This is a genomic window from Agromyces luteolus, from assembly GCF_009729855.1.
Classification (GTDB): domain Bacteria; phylum Actinomycetota; class Actinomycetes; order Actinomycetales; family Microbacteriaceae; genus Agromyces; species Agromyces luteolus.
Map to the genome: position 1 here is coordinate 104,659 of NZ_WODA01000023.1, position 17,434 is coordinate 122,092.

Sequence of the window (17,434 nt, forward strand, 5' to 3'; positions counted from 1 at the left end):
CGAACGGCCTCTCAGGCGGGAGGATTCGCGGGGTCGACCGTCTCGATCGTCTCCTCCTCGACCTCGTTGTCGGCCTCGAAGTCGTTCGCGTCGGGAGCCGGGAAGGCGTCGCGCAGTCCGATCGTGTTGATCGTCCCGGTCAGGTCCGGGCTCTCGGCGTTGAGGTCTCCGGCGGGTCCCAGTCGGTCCTGCCCCTCCCACGGGTTCAGCGGGTCGCCGTTCATGTCGTGCTCCTCCCGGCGTTGTCGCTTCCGGGATCGCGGTCGGGCACCGCGGTCCGTCGTCTCCACGTTCCTCCCGCGCGACCGGAGAGTCAACGGGTTGCGTCGGCGTGGCTCCGACGGCACGCGCGACGCCCCGGGCCGGAGGCTCCGGGGCGTCGCGCAGGGCGGGATCGGGTCACGCGACGAGCGCGACGCCGGCGTTCCAGCCGACCTTCTCCTGCACGGCGAGCGTGAGCTGCAGGAACCCCACCGACTCGAGCTCGCGGGCCCGCGAGAGGGCGCCGGCGTCGATTGCGTTCACGCCGCCGGCGCGCACGACGTCGACGAGCGCACGCTTGGCCAGCTCGTCGTCGCCCGCGACCAGCACCGTGGTGGGCTGCGCGCCGCCGACGGTCTTCGCGGCGAGCGTCGCGGCGAAGTTCGTGTTGAACGCCTTGAGCACGCGCGACTCGGGGAGCGCGGCCGCGATGACGGCGGCGGCCGACCCGTCCGCGGGGACGACGAGCGAGTCGAACGTCGCGAAGTCGAGCGGGTTCGTGATGTCGACGACGACCTTGCCGGCGAGCTGGTCGCGCCGCGCCTCGATGATCTCGCCGACGGCGGGGTACGGCACGGCGAGGACGACGATGTCGCCCGTGATCGGCTCGGCCGCGTCGCGGCCCACGTACTCGACGGTGCTGCCCCCGGCCGCCACGATGCCGCCGATGGCGGTGCCCATGTTGCCGTTCCCGATGATGCTGACGGTCGTCATGATGTCCTTCCCGCGCCGTCCGACGCGATCACTTGTCGAAACAAGGTTGTTGCGACAACCAACACGATAGCCGCATTCAGTTGTCGCGTCAACTGAATGTGCGAGAATGACGACATGACGGATGACACACGCTGGCTCGACACCGAGGAATCGGCCGCCTGGGTGCGTCTCGTCGCGCTCACCGAGCTCCTCCCGGGAGTGCTCGACCAGCAACTCCTCCAGGACGTGCAGCTCACGCACTTCGAGTACGCCGCCCTGATGGCACTGGCGTCGGCCCCCGACCGGACCATGCGGATGACGGCGCTCGCCGCCCGCACGAACGCCACCCTTCCGCGCCTCTCGCACGTCGCGCGCCGGCTCGAGGAACGCGGACTGATCCGACGCTTCCCCTGCCCCACGGATCGCCGCGCGACCAACGCGACGATCACCGACGCCGGACTCGGACTCATCGACGAGGCGGCGCCGGGCCACGTCGAGACGGTCCGGCAGTACGTGCTCGACGCGCTGTCGCCCGAGCAGCTGCGGCAGCTCTACGAGATCGCCGGTGCGGTGCTCGGTCGCCTCGACCCCGACGAGCGCCTCACCGCGACGGCCTGCCAGTTCAGCGAGGGTCCCGCGATCGCTCGCGCGGGCTGAGATCCACCCCGAGAGGCGTCGCTCGGCCGCCGATCGCCGTCGCGATCCGGCGTGCATGGCCCTAGTTCGTGGGTCGTGGCGCGAGCGGCGCGTGGTTAGCATGAGCGCAGCCGTGACCCGAGCGGCAATTCCGCCGCGCCGGATCACCCCGGCTCCAGGAGGTCAGGATGAACGCGGTTCGCTCGCTCGGAACGCTCGCCGCCGTCGCCGCGGCACTCATGCTCGGATTGGGGGCGACGACGCTGAGCGCGGCCGGGGATGATCCCGAGACCCTCCGATTGCATCTCGGCTCGGACGGCACCCGGTTCGTCTACAGCAACTCCGGTTCGCCGATCACGCAGCCGATCAGCGCCTCGAAGAACTGCCTCATCTCGGCGGACGGCCCGCTGGCCACGATCGACGGCAGCGACAAGGGGCCGGGCATGAAGGACGGCTCGATCGGCATCAAGTCGGGCGGCTCGACGGGCGTGCCCTGCGCCAGGGTGGACAGCACCGAGGACCTCGCGGTCGAACTGACCGGCGTGCCCGACGCCGTGACCGCCTCGCTCGACCTCGAGTTCAAGGGTGCGGTGCGAGTCGACATCGTCGTGTGGAAGGGCGGCACCGAGGTCGACGCGTTCCAGGTGCGCGCCGGTGGCGGGATCGTGCCCGGACAGGGCGTCGACGGCAGTTCGGCCGTGCCGTACACCGCGACGGTGACCCACGCGCAGCCCATCGCGAACTGCCGCAACGCCTCCGACTCCGGGCCCGATTCCGGACCGAACGACAACTGCTACGTGACGGTCGAGCCGACCGCGTCCTTCGACTCCATCACGTTCGCGCCGGTGATGGGCGAGATGTCGCTCGAGGGCAGCTGGGACTTCGGCAACAACCCCGCATTCGACACCATCTTCACCCTCGAGGAGTACGACGGCGAGCTCGGCTGCACCGAGGAGAACAGCACCGCCACGATCGACGAGGGCACCGTCTACGGCAGCTTCACGCGCCTGCAGAACACCGACGGCTCCGAGTGCGTGCTGAAGCCGTACACGCTCGACGTCGACGTCGAGGCCGAGACGCTGAGCTTCGTCCCGATCGACATCGGGGCTCCGCAGCCGGCGGCCTACGAGGGGACGGTGGCGTTCGCCCCGAAGCCGTCGACCAACCCGTTCACGAGCCGGCTCGAGTACGACCAGGACGACGACGGCCCGCTCGACTTCGTCGACATGCCGTGGTGCGCGGGCGACCCGTACGCGACGCCCGACGTGCCCGGCTCGATCGACACGTCGGTGATCCCGTTCGGCCACACCTGGTGCATCGTCCAGGAGAGCACGGGCATCCACTCCGCCACGCAGATCCGCACCACGTGGGACGTGGTGGGCATCGGGGACCCGAAGATGCGATGACCCGCCGGAGCTGACCGTCACCCGCGAGGGCTCGGCGCGGTGCCGACCACGCCGAGCCCTCGCAGGACCTCTTCCGCCTCTTCGCGGATGGCGTGCGCCGCCGAGACGTCCTCCGTGAGGTCGGCCTCGATGAGCCGGAGCTGCGCGACCTCGAAGGCGAGCCCCTGCTCGCGCGCCTGCGCCAGCCCGGATGCGACGGCATCCCTCGCCTCCTCGGTGCGGCCGAGCGCGGCGAGGGCCAGCCCTCGGGTCCGCGCGATCGTGCTGCCGTAGAGCTCGGCCTCTCCCCCGGCCCGCTGCTCGGTCTCCGCCAGCGTGTCGAGCGCCTCCTGCGGGTCGCCCGCGAGCACGAGCCCGTGGGCGACGAGGATCGCCGCCTCGATCGCCGACTGGACCTGGCCCGTCCGGACCGCCTCGGCACGGAGCGCGACCAGCCGCTCCATCGCCCCGTCGTCCCCCCGGAGCAGGTGCAACCGCGCCAGCTGGATCTCGGCGAAGATCGCGGCATCCACCAGGCCGTGCGCCCTGAGCACGCGGACCGACGGCACGAGGACCTCCTCCGCGTCGCCGAACCGCGCCTGGCTGACGAGCACCTCGCCGATGTTCGCACCGCAGGTGGCCGCCTCCGCTTCGTTGCCGGCGCGCAGGAAGGCGTCCCGGGCGCGGGCGTAGTAGCCCACCGCCTCCTCCCACTCCCCCTGCCAGTAGGCCTGGCCGCCGAGGTTGTTCGTCACGACGGCCGTGCCGGGGAGGTCTCCGAGCTCCTCGTAGATGGCGAGGGCGCGTTCGCCGTAGACCGCCTTCGCGGAATGGCCCAGCATCACGTAGGCGGCGTCGAGCACCTGGTACGACCGGGCGAGGGCCTCGCGCTCGCCCGAGGCCTCCGCCTCGACCATCGCCTGCTCGGCGAGGCGCACCGCGGCGGGCATGTGCTCCTGCAACTGGCGGATCTGGGCGTTCAGCGCATCCAGGCGCGCGGTCGCACGGAGCGCCTCGTCGCTCCCGATCTCGGCGACGAGGCGCCGACCGATCGTCAGGTCCCGATACGCCGGGGCATAGGCGCCCGTGCGCGCTCGCGCCCGAGCGCGCTTGAGCAGGACGTCTGCGGAGCGGATGGGTCGGTCCCGGACGAGGCGGCCGGCCTGCCGGTACGCGTCGACGGACTCCTCGAACATGCCGGCCTGCTCGAGCACGTCGCCGAGGGCCTCCGAGACGTCGGCGACCTGCGCGGGCGCGAGGTCCGGGACGTAGCGCGAGGCGTTCAGCGCGCGCCGGTAGAAGGTCGCCGCTTCGAGGTTGGCGTAGATCTCCTTCGCGTGTTCGCCCGCATCGCGCGAGGAGGTCCACGCCTCCGGCCACCGATGCGCCTCCGAGTAGTGGATCGACAGGAGCTCGACCTGGCCGGAGGGGTGGTCGGCGGACGATGCGGCGATGGCGTCGCCGACCTGCGCGTGCAGTGCGCGACGCGTCTTGAACGGCAGGCCCGCGTACGCGACGTCCCGGATCAGGCTGTGCTGGAACTGCACCCAGCCGTTCGCATCGACGGAGAGGAATCCGCCGAGGCGTCGGAGGATCTTCACCTGCCGGCCGACATCGGTCGCGGTCACGCCGAGGACGGCCGGCATGTGCTCCTGCCGGAAGCCGGCGCCGAGCACCGCGAGGCGCCGCAGGAGGTTGCGCTCGGCCGGGGGCAACCGGTCGATGCGCGCGGCGATGAGTCCCTCGATGGACTGCGGGAGGTAGTCGACCGCGGCGCCGGCGCGGAGCACCTGGAGGAGCTCGAGCAGGAAGAGCGGACTCCCCTCCGCTCTCGCGGCGAGCGCGGCCACCTGGTTCGGAAGCAGGGGGGTGCCGAGCGTGGCGCGCTGGATCAGCACCGTGGCCTGGGCGAGGTCGAGCGGCGGCAGGTCGACGTGGGTGACCGCCGGTCCCTCGGCCGCCACGAAGCCCTGGTCGCCGGGCTGCCGGCTGACGATGACGAGCCACGGCACGTCCTCGACCTCGGCGATGAGCGCTCCCAGGAGGTCCCTGGACGCCTCGTCCATCCACTGGCCCTCCTCGATGAGGAAGAGCGTGGGCTCGCGGACGGTGGCGCGGAGCAGCTCCGCGATCGCGGAGCGGGTGCGGGCGGGGCGGAACTGGTCGTCCAGCTGCGCGACCTCCGCCGATTCCGGCAGGGTGAGTCCGAGCGGCGTGCCGATGAGGGCGAGCCAGGGCTCGAGACCGGGCGCGTGCGTGCGCACCACCTCGGCGAGCGCGACCCCGGTCGACTCCTGATCGAGGCCCTCCAGCTTCCACGCCGCCCGGAGCAGCGATCGGAACGGGAAGTACGGCGTCGCCAACTGGTAGAGCCGGCACTCGGCGGTGATCACCCGCTCGGGCTTGGCGGCGGCGAGCAGTTCCGCGAGGAGGCGTGACTTGCCCATGCCCACGTCGGCCGTGACATCGATCATCCGGCCGCGCCCCTCGCGGGCATCGGCCCATGCCCCGGTGAGGATCGCCAGCTCGGCATCGCGGCCGATCAGCGGGGTCGCGCCGAACTGCTCGCCGGTGCGGCTCCCCCTCGGCTCGCCCACCGAGTACGCCTGCACCGGCTGCTGCTTGCCCTTGACGGCGAACGGCTCGCACTCGGTGATCCGGAAGGTCGTGCGCGACGCCTCGAGCACGTCGCTCGTGACGAACACCTCACCGGCCGGCGCCGCGGCCATGATGCGGGCGGCGAGGTTCACCGCGTCGCCCATGATCGTGTAGGTGCGCCGGTAGGCGGGGCCGACGGCCCCGGCGAAGACGTGCCCGGACGTGATGCCCATCCGGACGGGAAGGTCGCGGGGCGCGGCGTGTCGGATCGCCCGCGCGGCGAGCAGCATCTGCTCCTCGTTGTTGCCCGCGGTGTCTGGAACGCCCGCGGTGAGGATGATCTTGCCGCCGTCGGGAGCGATGTCGGTCGCGAGGAAGGTGACGCCGCGGTCGTCGGCGCACCGCTGCACTTCCGCGACCAGCTCGTCGAGCACGCCGGCCGCGTGCGTCGGATCCTCCGCCACGAGCCGGTCGAACCCCGCATAATGCAGGAAGGCGATGGCCGCAGGCCGATGCTCCGGGTCGATGGTGCCGGACTCCAGCGTCCGCCGGAGCCCGACGGGCACGAACTGCCGCAGGTCGACCTCGGGCGACTCGGCGGCGAGGAATCCCGACTGCTCGACCTGCGGTCCGCGGCGCAGCAGGCGGCCGGGCCCGCGCACGGCGCCCACGCTCGAGCGCGGCAGCAGGGCTGCGGTCTCCGGGCTCAGCAGGATCTGCGATGCGGTCGCCGCGCCCTCCATCTGCACCGTCCGCGTCGCGCCGGGCCCGGCGACGATGAACTCGCGATGCGAGCCGCCGACGAGGAAGAAGTCGAACGAGCCGCTGTGGATCCCGACCGACATCCGCAGGCTCACGTTGCCCGCGCTCGTCGCGAACCCGTCGATCCGCCGCAGCTCTGCGCGCATGTCGTGCGCGGCGACCGCGGCCCGGAGGTGGTGGTCCTCGCCCGTGAACAGCAGCAGCTGCGCGTCGCCGCCGAACTTGAGCAGGTTCGCGCCGAACGCGTAGGCGGCCGGGAGCAGTCGATCGAACGTGCCGTCGATCACCTCCGTGACCTCCTCGGCCCCGACGTCGCCGTGCCGCGCGAGCCGCTCGGACATGCGCGTGAATCCCGAGATGTCGACGAGCACCATCGTGCCCTCGACGGCCTGGTGCAGCAGGCCCGGGTGCTCCGCGTCCCAGTAGCGCACCAGCCGGGGCACGTACGGCTGCAGCACACCGGTCGTGCCGGTGTCCGCTGGCGAGCCGGGCGCGTTCATTGCGGGGACCTCCCTCCGTGTCAATCTAGGCCACGACCCCGCTCGCTGCCGTGAGCAGCGCTGCCGTCGGCGGCATCCGTCCCGCGATCCCGCGACGCGGCGCAGGCTGGGGTCATGACCGATCGAGAGTCCCCACTCGTCCAGCCCATCGACGCCGAACTCACCCGGCGGCTCTTCCACGAGCGCGTCATCGTGCTCGGCGACGAGCTCGACCAGGCCGGCGGCAACCGCATCTGCGCCCAGCTCGTCGCGCTCGCCGCCGACGATGCGCGCCGCGACATCCGCTTCTGGATCAACTCGCCCGGCGGGTCGGTGCCCGCCATGCTCGCGATCCACGACGTGATGCGCGCGATCCCGAACGACGTCGCGACGATCGCGGTCGGCATGGCCGCGAGCGCCGGGCAGTTCCTGCTCACGGCGGGCACGCCCGGCAAGCGCGCGGCGCTGCCCCACTCGCGGATCCTGCTGCACCAGGGTTCCGCGGGGATCGGCGGCACCGCGGTCGACGTCGAGCTCCAGGCCGACGACCTCCGGTACACGCGCGACACCGTGCTCGGGCTGATCGCGCGCTACACCGGCCAGTCCGTCGAGCGCGTCCGCGAGGACTCGCTCCGCGACCGCTGGTACACCGCGGAGGCCGCCGTGGACTACGGGTTCATCGACCACGTGACCGAGCGGCTCGACGAGCTGTTCCCGCTGGAGCCGCGCGCGGTCGCGGGGCTGGGGGTGTCGGCATGAGCTCGTACACGATCCCCTACGTCGTCGAGAAGCGCAGCGGGGTCGAGCGCTCGCTCGACGTGTACAGCCGACTGCTCTCGGAACGCATCGTCTACCTCGGCACCGAGATCGACGACGGCGTCGCGAACGTGCTCATCGCGCAGTTCCTCCACCTCGCGTCCGACTCGAGCGAGTCGCCCATCAGCCTGTACGTGAACTCGCCGGGCGGCTCGCCGAGTGCGGCGCTCGCGGTCTACGACACGATGCGGCACATCAGGCCGGATGTCGCGACCACGTGCGTCGGGAGGGCGGGCGGGCCGGCCGCGGTCCTCCTCGCCGGCGGCGCGCCGGGGCAGCGCTCGATGCTGCCGCACAGCACGGTGACGCTGCACCAGCCGTCCACGCAGGGCCGCGGCACCGTCCCCGACCTGATCCTGCACGCCGACGAGGTGCTGCGTGTCCGCGCCGAACTCGAGGCGGCGCTCGCGGCGGACACCGGCCGATCGGCCGAGGCCATCCGCCTCGACACCGACCGCGACCTCATCCTGCCCGCGCGGGCCGCCGTCGACTACGGCCTCGCCGACCACGTGCTCGCGGCGCAGGCGGCCGTCGGCCTCGGGCCCGGTCAGGCGGCGAGGAGGTAGGCGTTCGTCGGCGTCGGGGCGCCGCTCCACGGGGCGGTCGCCGGCGCCGGCGACGCGGCCCGATGCAGCCCCGCGACCTCGCTCGACGGCGCCTCGTGCACCCCGCGCACCGCGAGCCTGCCGGCGACGCGGCCCACGACGTCGAGGAGTTCGAGCCCCAGCGCGTCGGCGACCGCGCCGAGCACCTCGGACGACGCCTCCTTCCGGCCGCGTTCGACCTCCGACAGGTACTGTGGCGACACCCCTGCCGTCCGCGCGACCTCGGTCAGGATGCGCTCCTGGTCGAGCCGCTCGTCGCGCAGCACCGCGCCGAGCACGTCGCGCCACAGCGGCCTCGCTCGACGCGGACGACTCTGGTCGGTGCGCTCGCCCGGGAACTCGATCGTCTCGCCCATGAGCCGAGGCTACGCAGGCGGGTCGGCGCGCGACAGGCCGATCCGCTCACAGCAGAACGGGCGGGCGCGGTCGAGGCCGGTCGCGAGCCGGCGGCTACGCCGTCTGGTAGGTGAGGCAGTCCGCGTCGTCGGCGCCCGGCCCGATGCGGACTGCGGCCGCGTGGCACTCGAGCGCATCGTTGTGGATGCACTCCGCACGCTGGCAGGCGCCGACGTGGGTGACCACCTTGTCGAGCCCGCCCTTCGTGCCGAGCGGGATGAACGTCGCGCACTCGGCGTCCCCGACGCTGCCCGCGATCGTGACCGCCGCGGCATGGCAGTGCGAGTGGTCGTTGTAGGAGCAGCCGGCGACCGAGCACTCGGTGACGGCAGGCAGTTCATCGAGGGTCATGCTCATGGCGACCTCCTGAGGCGGTGTCGGTCCGGCAGTGCCGCGATGCTACTCCTGCCCCGCGCGGACGGCCACCCCGCTCCCGCGTGTCCGACGACGGGCACGCTGCGCGGGCTCAGAGCAGCCACGGGTCGATGCCGGGATCGTCGGCACGCGGGGGGTCGGCGAGCACCGGCGGCGGCGGCGTCCGTCGTCGCACGCGCCCGGTCATCCACCCGCGCACGAGTCCCGGCGCGCCGGTCGACCCCGCCCCCAGCCTCACGAACCCGCGCACGTCGGGCCCGGTCGGGATCTGCTTCGGCAGCGACGCCGACGCGACGATCCAGCCCGGCATCCCGAGCAGGCCCAGCACGCGCGCGAGTCGCTCCGACTCGAAGACGCTCTCCGAGTCGAGGGGCTCCGCGAGCACCTCCTCCAGCTCGGCCGCCGAATCGGGGCGGCCGGCCGCCGCCGCGAACGCCGCGGCGTGCTCGGCGCCGAAGGGCTCGTCCAGCACCGCCTCGTCGGCGCCCGGTTCCAGCGACGGGTCGCTCGAGTAGCGCCCGAGCTCGTCGGCGCCGTCCCACGCGGCGACCACGAGCTGGCGGTCCAGCCGCACGCGCAGCGCGAACACGGCGGCCGGCAGCGCCTCGGCGAGCGCGGCCGCGGCCCCGAGCACGCCGCGCCGCCCGGCCGCGATCGTGCCGTCGCCGGGAACGGCGAGCGCGACGACCCAGTCGTCGGTCGGCGGTGCGAGCCATCCCGTGAAGCCGAGACCGCGCAGCGCGCGTTCGACGGCGTCGGGCGCCGCCGAGGCCGGCACGAGCAGCGCCGCGTAGGTGTCGCCGCCCGGCTCGTCGGATTCGGCGGGGACGCCGGGCACGGGGAGGGTCATGCCCCGATCATCCCGCAGCACGGCCGTCGACGTCAGCCCCGGGGCGCCGGCGGGCTCAGGCCGACACGAACTCGAGCACGATCGCGTTCTCGGGTGCGAGCAGCGGCATCGGCAGTCCGACCTCGCCGAGCACGCGGCCGGGCAGCCGGACCTCGCCGGCGGCGAACCACGGCGGGTCGGCGTCCTGCACCGTCGGGCTCGGCCCGAGGTCGAGCCGTCGCACGAGGTAGTCGGCGTCTGGGTCGAGCCCGGGCACGCGCACGGCGGGCGGCAGCGCGGCGACGGGGGTGCCGGCGACCGCGATCGACACGACCGCGTGCCGGCGGTCGGGCGCCACGACGCCGTGCACGACCTGGGCGGGGTCCGCGGAGTCGGCGCGGACCACGCGCCCCGAGTGCAGCAGCCCGCGCAACCGGCGGTACGTCGCGGTCCAGGCGGCGACCGCGGCGAGCTCGGACTCGGAGGCCGTCGCCAGGTTCCACTCGATGCCCGCGCTGCCGAACAGCGCGGTCGCGAGGCGGAACGAGAGCTCGGAGGTGCGGGCGGTGGTGTGCGCTCGGGCGGTGCCGAGGTGCGAGCCGAGGTACTCGGGCGGCACGACGAGGCCGGTGTACCGCTGGATCCACTGGCGCTCGAGCGGATCGTTGGTGTCGCTCGTCCACACCCGGTCGGTGCGCTCGAGGATCCCGAGGTCGATGCGCGCGCCGCCCGAGGCGCACGACTCGATCTCGACGCCGGGGTGCGCGGCCCGCAGCCGGTCGAGCAGCGCGTAGAGCGCGCTGGTCTGCGCGTGCGCCGACCCGCCGAGCAGGTCGCGGTTGTGGTCCCACTTGAGGTAGCGGATGTCGTGGCCTGCGAGCAGCGCGTCGAGCGCGGCGAACACGTGGTCGGCCGCACCCGGCGCGGAGAGGTCGAGCACGCGCTGCCAGCGCCACTCCGGGTCGTCCCCGCGCCCGAGCACCCATTCCGGATGCGCGCGGGCGAGCTCGGAGTCGGCGCTGATCATCTCGGGCTCGACCCACAGCCCGAACTCCATGCCGGCCGCGGCGACGCGGTCGACCAGCGGCGCGAGCCCGGCGGGCCAGACGTCGGGATCGACGGTCCAGTCCCCGAGCGCGCGGCGATCGTCGCGGCGGCCGAGGAACCAGCCGTCGTCGAGCACGAACCGTTCGACGCCGACCCGCGCGGCGGCGTCGATCAGGGGCTCCAGCCGCTCGAGGGACTGGTCGAAGTAGACGGCCTCCCACGTGTTGAGCGTCACCGGCCGCGGTCGTCCGGCGATCGTCGACCACGACCGGACCCAGGGGTGGAGCCGGTCGGAGACGCCGTCGAGCCCGTTGGCGGAGTGCACGGCGACGAGCCACGGAGACCACGTCGACTCGCCCGGGCCGAGCACGACCTCGCCCGGCGCGAGCAGCTCGCCGCCGCCGAGCGTCGCCGGGCCGAGCGGACTCCGCTCCGCCCACGCCTCGGTGTCGCCCGACCACGCGACGTGCATCGCCCAGACCTCGCCGTGCCCGAACCCGAAGCCCGGCGTGCCTGCCGCCGTCAGGAAGGCGTCGTCGTGTCCGCCGCGCCCGTGCCGGGACTCGCGGGCGTGCACGCCGTGCTCGAGCGATCGTCGGATCGGCCGCCGCTCGCGGGCCCACAGCCCGCTGAAGTCGAGCAGCTCGCTCGCCCGCGCCGGTACCGGGAGGATCGGGGCGAGCCGCCCGACAGCGAGCGCGCCCTCGCCCCGGTTGGCCACGCCGTGACGGATGCGCAGGACGCCCTCGGGAGTGAGTTCGAGACGGGTCGCGACGGCTGCGCGGGCCTCGTCGTCGACGACCTCGAACGCGATCGCGCCGACCGCGGCATCCGTCGTCGCCTCGACCTCGACCGACCCCGGCACCAGCCGGAAGCGCGGCGCCCGCAGCGCCGACGCGGCGAGCGGCCCGTCGGCCGCGGCCGGGTCGCGGGAGAGCTGCACGCCGGGGCGCCCCGACCAGCCCTCGCCGAGCGTGGGGAGGAGGCTCGGTCGGAGCGGCGTGTCGATCGACGACGGCGGCACGGCGGGCACGGATGCCTCGGCGAGCGCCTCGAGCACGGTCGGGTCGAGCGGGCCGAGGTCGCTCCCCCAGTGCAGCACCGCGGGCACGGCCGTGCCGCGGGCGTCGACGATGAGGCTGACGCCCGCGGCACGGAGGTGATGGATCACGGCGTGAGGTTACTCCGCGACGGGGATGGACTGGGCCTCGAGCGCGTCGATGGTCGACGCCTGGCCCTTCTCGAGCGCCTCACCGAGGGTGCTGCTGCCCGACGCGGCGGCCTTGAAGCCGTCCGACACGTCCGCGTAGGTCTGCGTCATGGTCGGGCCCCACACGAAGTCGGGGCTGACCTGCGCCGCCGCCTCGGCGAACACGTCGTAGATGGGCTGGCCGCCGTAGAACTCGACGCCCTCGGTGAGCGTCGGCAGCTCGAGGCCGGCCTCGGTCGCCGGGTAGATCGCCGCCGTCTGGTTGAGCGACGTGAGCGCCTCCTCGGAGGTGTTCAGCCAGAGCGCGAACTTCGCCGCCTCGTAGAGGTGGTCGGTGCCCTTGAACACCGCGATCGACGAGCCGCCCCAGTTGCCGGCGGCGCTGTCGCCCGACTCCCACTGCGGGGCGAGCGCGACGGACCAGTCACCGGCCGTGTCGGGCGCGCCCGAGGCGATCGAGTTGGCGCCCCAGACGGCGGAGTTCCAGCTCCAGACCTCACCGGAGTTGTAGGCGTTGTTCCACTCGTCGGTCCACGCCGGGTAGGTCGCGACGAGGTCGTTCTCGATGAGGTCCTGCCAGTAGTCGGCCACCGTCATCGACTCGTCGCTCGTGAGCTCCACGGTCCATGCGTCGCCGTCGTTGGCGAACCACTGGCCGCCGGCCTGCCAGACGAAGCCCGCGAACTGGTTGATGTCGGTCTGCGAGAAGTTGGTGATGTAGCCGCCCTGCTCGCGGATCGTCACCGCCGCCTCGCGGTACTCCTCCCACGTGGTCGGCACCTCGATGCCGGCCTGCTCGAACAGGTCGCTGCGGTAGAACAGCGCCATCGGGCCCTGGTCCTGCGGGACGCCGTAGACCTCGTCCTCGGTGCCCAGCGTGACCTGCCCCCAGGTCCAGTCGAGGAACTGGTCCTGGGCGGCGACGACGTCCTCGCACGCGGCGAGGTCCTCCAGGCCGTCCTGCACGCGGAAGTTCGGCAGCGCGTCGTACTCGATCTGGCCGAGGTCGGGGGCGTTGCCCGCCTCGAGCTGGTTGAAGAAGTTCTGGTAGGTGCCGGCGTTGCCCGACGGACCGGTCTGCACTTCGACCTGGATGTCGGCGTTGGCCTCGTTCCAGATCGCGACGGCATCCTCGATGCCGGGGATCCAGCTGGTGAACGTGAGCGTGACGTCCTCGCCCGCGGGCTCGCAGGATGCCGCGTCGCCGCCGCCCGATCCGGAGTCGCCCGCGGCGCAGCCCGTCAGGGCGAGCGCGGCGGACGTGAGCAGGGCTGCGGTGACCGCTCGTTTCGTGTGACGCATGAGCTTTCCTTCTCTCGGTGGTGGTCCCGGATGCCGCCGGGTCGGGGGTCTCACTTGATCGCGCCGGAGCCGAGGCCCGTGCGCCAGTACCGCTGGAGCAGCAGGAACGTGACGATGAGCGGCACGATGGACAGCAGCGAGCCGACGAGCACGAACGTGCGCAGCTCGGGGAACTGGTTGATCGTCGAGTTCCAGGCGTAGAGGCCGAACGTGACCGGGAACAGCTCCTCGCTCCGCAGCATGATGAGCGGCAGGAAGAAGTTGTTCCAGATGGTCACGAACTGGAACAGGAACACGGTGATCAGCGCCGGGAACATGAGCCGGATCGACACGGTGAAGAACGTCCGGAGCTCGCTCGCGCCATCCAGCCGGCTCGCCTCGAGCAGTTCCTCGGGCACGGATGCCTCGGCGAACACGCGCGAGAGGTAGACGCCGAACGGGCTCACCACGCTCGGCAGGAACACCGCCCAGAACGTGTCGGTCAGCTGGGCGCGGCTGAAGAGCAGGAACAGCGGCAGCGCGAGCGCGGTGGCGGGGACGAGGACCCCGCCGAGCACGATGTTGAAGATCGTCTCGCGTCCGGGGAACCGGTACTTGGCGAGTGCGTAGCCGCACATCCCCGCGAGCACGGTCGCGACGACCGCGCCGAGACCGGCGTAGAGGAGGCTGTTCAGGATCCACTTGAGGTAGACGCCGTCGCGGTACGCGAAGAGGGCGCCGATGTTCTGGAAGAGCTGGAAGTCGGCGAACCAGAGCGGGTTCGTGCTGAACAGCTGCCCGCGCGACTTCGTCGATGCCACGAGGAGCCACCAGATGGGGACCAGGAAGTACAGCGTGAAGATCGCCATGACCAGCATGGCCCCGGAACGCGAGAGGAGGCTCTCGCGCGGGCCGCGGGCGCGCCCCGCGCCCGGGTGGGTGTCGCCGCCGCGGCCGATCCCGCGCGGGTTCACCGCGGCCATCGCCGACGTCGCGTCGGGTTCGATCGAAGTGCTCATGAGTCTGCTCCGGCCCGTCGGGTGAATCTCAGGAAGGCGAACGACAGCACGAACGTCGCGAGGGCGAGGACGACCGAGAACGCCGCGGCGAGCGAGACGTTCGGGATCGAGCTCGTGGCGTAGATCGTCATGTTCGGCGTGTAGGTACTCGTCACGGCCGAGCTGAACGACCGGAACGTCTGCGGCTCGGCAAGCAGCTGGAGCGTGCCGATGATCGAGAGCACTGCCGTGAGCACGAGCGCCGGCCGCACCAGCGGGATCTTGATCGACCACGCGATGCGCGCCTGGCCGGCACCGTCGATGCGGGCCGCCTCGTAGATCTCCTGCGGGATGGCGAGGAGCGTCGAGTAGATGATCAGCATGTTGTAGCCGACGAACACCCAGGTGACCACGTTCGCGATGGCCCAGAGGACGAAGTCGGCCGACAGCAGGTCGACCCGGCTCGTGAGCGCCTCGAACGGGGAGAGGTTCGGGGAGTACAGGAAGCCCCACATGATCGCGGCGATGACGCCGGGCACGGCGTACGGCGCGAAGAACGCGAGCCGGAAGAACTTCTTGCCGCGGATGAGCGGGGAGTCGAGCAGCAGGGCGAACAGGAGCGCGAGGCCGAGCATCACGGGGACCTGGACGATGCCGAACAGCAGCACTCGCCCGACCGAGGTCCAGAACGCCTCGTTCTGGAAGACGAGCACGTACTGCTGCAGGCCGCCGAACACCTCGCGCGCCTCGCCGAAGGTGCCCTCGCGCTCGACGACGAGCAGCGACTGCCAGATCGCGACCCCGATCGGCACGAGGTAGAACAGCACGAACAGCGCGGCGAAGGGCGCGACGAACGCGACGATCGACCAGGGGTGCTGCACGCGGCGTCGCCTGCGCACTTCGGTGCCCGAGCCGCCGCCGCGCGCTGCGCTGCGCGTGCCGGACGCGGTGGTGATGGGTGCGGTCATTCCGCTCCCTCCTCTCTGATCACGCGGACGGCGCCGCCCGGCACCGTGAGGCGCCCGCCGACGATCGCTCCGGTCACGAGCTCGGTGCCGTGGACGTCGACCTCGACGTCGTCGGCGCCGTGGTTGACGACGAACAGGTACGAGCGGTCGTCGGCGGATCGGCGGGTGACCTCGACGTCGGCCGAGGCGCCCGGAACGGATGCCACGCCCGCCCCCTCGAGCGCCCGGCCGACGAGGTCGAGCAGGTCGTCCCGCGCGAGCAGCGTCGCCAGGTACCACGCGTCGCCGGATCCGCCGGCGCCCGCGCGGCGGGTCACGGCGGGTCGCCCGGCGGCGGGGCCGTTCGCGAAGCGGTCGAGCACCGCGGCATCCGTCGCCTCGAGGCGTTCGGACCAGAGCGACGCGTCGGCGCCCGATTCGAGCTCGAGGGTCGTGCCGGGGAGCACGGGCGCGAACTCCTCGACGCGGACGCCGAGCAGGTCGCGCCACGCCCCGGGGTAGCCGCCCGGGCGCACCCGGTCGTGCTCGTCGGCGATGCCGCTGTAGAAGGTCACGAGGGCGTGGGTGCCGGATGCCACGGCCGCGTCGAGCGCGGCGGCATCCGCATCGGAGACGAGGTACAGGCCGGGGACCACGACGAGTCGGTAGCCCGTGAGGTCGGCGCCGGGGCGGACCACGTCGACCGTGGCGCCGAGGTCGTGCAGGGCACCGTAGAGCGCGTGCACCTGGTCGAGGTACTCGATCGCGTGGGTCGGTCGGTTCTCGGCGTCGGAGGCCCACCACGACTCCCACGAGAACAGGAGCGCCACGTCGGCGTGCACGCGCGTGCCGGCGACCTCGTCGAGTGCGCCGACGACCCGGCCGAGCTCGACGACCTCGCGCCACAGGTCGGAATCGGTGCCCGCGTGGGGGACGAGCGCGGAGTGGAACTTCTCGGAGCCCTGCAGCGACGCGCGCCACTGGAAGAAGCAGACCGCGTCGGCACCGCGCGCGACGTGGGCCAGCGAGTTGCGGAGCAGCTGGCCGGGCTCCTTGGCGAGGTTCACGGGCTGCCAGTTGACCGAGCCGGTCGAGTGCTCCATGAGCAGCCACGGCTCGCCGCCCGCGAGGCCGCGGGTGAGGTCGGCCGCGAAGGCGAGCTCCGTGCGCGGCTCGCCCAGTCGGTGGTCGAGGTAGTGGTCGTTCGCGATCACGTCCATCTCGGGCGCCCACGCCTGGTAGTCGAGGTCGCGGATGTGCGCGGTGACCATGAAGTTCGTCGTGATCGGCAGCGCGCTGCGCCGGCGGATGGCCTCGGCCTCGGCCCGGTAGTAGTCGAGCAGCTCGTCGGAGGAGAACCGCTGGAAGTCGAGCACCTGGCCCGGGTTGCGGCTCGAGAGCGTGAGCTTCGGCGTCAGGATCTCGTCCCAGTCGGTGTAGCGCTGGCTCCAGAAGCTCGTGCCCCACGCCCGGTTGAGCTCGTCGATGGTGCCGTGGCGCTCGCGCAGCCAGCGCCGGAAGGCCCGGGTGCTCTCGTCGCAGTGGCAGAGCGCGTTGTGGCAGCCGATCTCGTTGGAGACGTGCCAGAGCTCGACGGCCGGGTGCTCGCCGTACCGACGGGCGACCGCCTCGACGAGCGCGAGGGCGTACCGGCGGAAGACGGGCGAACTCGGGCACCACGCCTGGCGGCCGCCGGGGTAGCGCGTCGTGCCGTCCTCCACCACCGGGAGGATCTCGGGGTGCTGCGTCGTGAGCCAGGGCGGCGGCGACGAGGTGCCGGTGCCGAGGTTGATCCGGATGCCGGCGGCGTGGAGCAGCTCGATCACCTCGTCGAGCGCGGTGAAGTCGTAGGCGCCGTCGGGGCCCTGGAGCGATGCCCAGCCGAAGACGTTGATCGCGACGAGGTCGACGCCCGCCTGACGCATGAGCGCGACGTCCTCGCGCCACACCTGCGGTTCCCACTGCTCGGGGTTGTAGTCGCAGCCGAACGCGATGCCCTGGTGCTGGAAGCGCGGGCGAGCGGCGGCGGGCTGAGGCTCGGCCTGCAGCGGCGGGATCGGCGCCAGCGTCGTCGCGGGGTGGTCCACGGTGCTCCCGGTGATCGTCGTTGATTCTG

Annotated in this window: 15 protein-coding genes; 4 read left to right on the forward strand and 11 right to left on the reverse strand. The window is 72.5% G+C overall.

Translation table 11 applies throughout. The features are described from left to right. Window positions 1-11: 11 nt before the first annotated feature. Window positions 12-224, reverse strand: coding sequence for a hypothetical protein (locus GLX25_RS12355; RefSeq protein WP_155842756.1), 213 nt, complete (start codon window positions 222-224; stop codon window positions 12-14). A gap of 175 nt (window positions 225-399) precedes the next feature. Continuing rightward, the gene (locus GLX25_RS12360; protein WP_155842757.1) at window positions 400-975 is read right to left on the reverse strand and encodes an NADPH-dependent F420 reductase; all 576 of its coding nucleotides are present in this window, start codon (window positions 973-975) and stop codon (window positions 400-402) included. Window positions 976-1,089: 114 nt separating this feature from the next. On the opposite strand from GLX25_RS12360, the gene GLX25_RS12365 reads away from it, so the two are divergent. Together GLX25_RS12365 and GLX25_RS12370 are read left to right on the forward strand one after the other, a co-directional pair. Further along, the gene (locus GLX25_RS12365; protein ID WP_155842758.1) at window positions 1,090-1,611 is read left to right on the forward strand and encodes a MarR family winged helix-turn-helix transcriptional regulator; all 522 of its coding nucleotides are present in this window, start codon (window positions 1,090-1,092) and stop codon (window positions 1,609-1,611) included. Between the two features lie 167 nt (window positions 1,612-1,778). Further along, window positions 1,779-2,996 carry a hypothetical protein gene (locus GLX25_RS12370; protein WP_155842759.1) on the forward strand — a complete coding sequence of 406 codons (1,218 nt, stop codon included), beginning with the start codon at window positions 1,779-1,781 and terminating at the stop codon, window positions 2,994-2,996. Between the two features lie 17 nt (window positions 2,997-3,013). Here the strand turns inward: GLX25_RS12370 and GLX25_RS12375 are convergent, their stop codons facing one another. After that, complete coding sequence (locus tag GLX25_RS12375) at window positions 3,014-6,835, reverse strand: adenylate/guanylate cyclase domain-containing protein (RefSeq protein ID WP_155842760.1); 3,822 nt, start codon at window positions 6,833-6,835, stop codon at window positions 3,014-3,016. A 114-nt stretch (window positions 6,836-6,949) separates the two neighbouring features. Between GLX25_RS12375 and GLX25_RS12380 the strand changes: the two genes are divergently transcribed. Together GLX25_RS12380 and GLX25_RS12385 are read left to right on the forward strand one after the other, a co-directional pair. Next, complete coding sequence (locus tag GLX25_RS12380) at window positions 6,950-7,573, forward strand: ClpP family protease (RefSeq protein WP_155842761.1); 624 nt, start codon at window positions 6,950-6,952, stop codon at window positions 7,571-7,573. Next, window positions 7,570-8,196, forward strand: coding sequence for a ClpP family protease (locus tag GLX25_RS12385; RefSeq protein ID WP_155842762.1), 627 nt, complete (start codon window positions 7,570-7,572; stop codon window positions 8,194-8,196). The genes GLX25_RS12380 and GLX25_RS12385 overlap by 4 nt, the downstream gene beginning before the upstream one ends. On the opposite strand, the gene GLX25_RS18570 is transcribed toward GLX25_RS12385, so the two are convergent. The 8 genes from GLX25_RS18570 to GLX25_RS12425 form a co-directional block, all read right to left on the reverse strand. Then, window positions 8,178-8,591 (reverse strand): helix-turn-helix domain-containing protein, encoded by a 414-nt coding sequence (locus GLX25_RS18570; protein WP_205719888.1) that lies wholly within the window; start codon window positions 8,589-8,591, stop codon window positions 8,178-8,180. The two genes, GLX25_RS12385 and GLX25_RS18570, sit on opposite strands and share 19 nt — an antisense overlap. Window positions 8,592-8,685: 94 nt before the next feature. Then, complete coding sequence (locus GLX25_RS12395) at window positions 8,686-8,988, reverse strand: DUF1540 domain-containing protein (RefSeq protein WP_155842763.1); 303 nt, start codon at window positions 8,986-8,988, stop codon at window positions 8,686-8,688. A 109-nt stretch (window positions 8,989-9,097) separates the two neighbouring features. Then, entirely contained in the window at window positions 9,098-9,856 is a 759-nt protein-coding gene (locus tag GLX25_RS12400; RefSeq protein WP_155842764.1) for a hypothetical protein, read from the reverse strand. A gap of 55 nt (window positions 9,857-9,911) precedes the next feature. Next, complete coding sequence (locus GLX25_RS12405; protein ID WP_309299147.1) at window positions 9,912-12,053, reverse strand: alpha-galactosidase; 2,142 nt, start codon at window positions 12,051-12,053, stop codon at window positions 9,912-9,914. Between the two features lie 9 nt (window positions 12,054-12,062). Beyond that, window positions 12,063-13,394: an ABC transporter substrate-binding protein gene (locus GLX25_RS12410; RefSeq protein ID WP_155842765.1), complete on the reverse strand. Its 1,332-nt coding sequence runs from the start codon at window positions 13,392-13,394 to the stop codon at window positions 12,063-12,065. A 50-nt stretch (window positions 13,395-13,444) separates the two neighbouring features. Next, window positions 13,445-14,251, reverse strand: a complete 807-nt coding sequence (locus GLX25_RS12415; RefSeq protein WP_155842971.1) for a carbohydrate ABC transporter permease — start codon at window positions 14,249-14,251, stop codon at window positions 13,445-13,447. Between the two features lie 137 nt (window positions 14,252-14,388). Then, window positions 14,389-15,339 (reverse strand): carbohydrate ABC transporter permease, encoded by a 951-nt coding sequence (locus tag GLX25_RS12420; protein WP_155842766.1) that lies wholly within the window; start codon window positions 15,337-15,339, stop codon window positions 14,389-14,391. Continuing rightward, window positions 15,336-17,405, reverse strand: coding sequence for a beta-galactosidase (locus GLX25_RS12425; RefSeq protein ID WP_420837655.1), 2,070 nt, complete (start codon window positions 17,403-17,405; stop codon window positions 15,336-15,338). The genes GLX25_RS12420 and GLX25_RS12425 overlap by 4 nt, the downstream gene beginning before the upstream one ends. Between the last annotated feature and the right edge of the window lie 29 nt (window positions 17,406-17,434).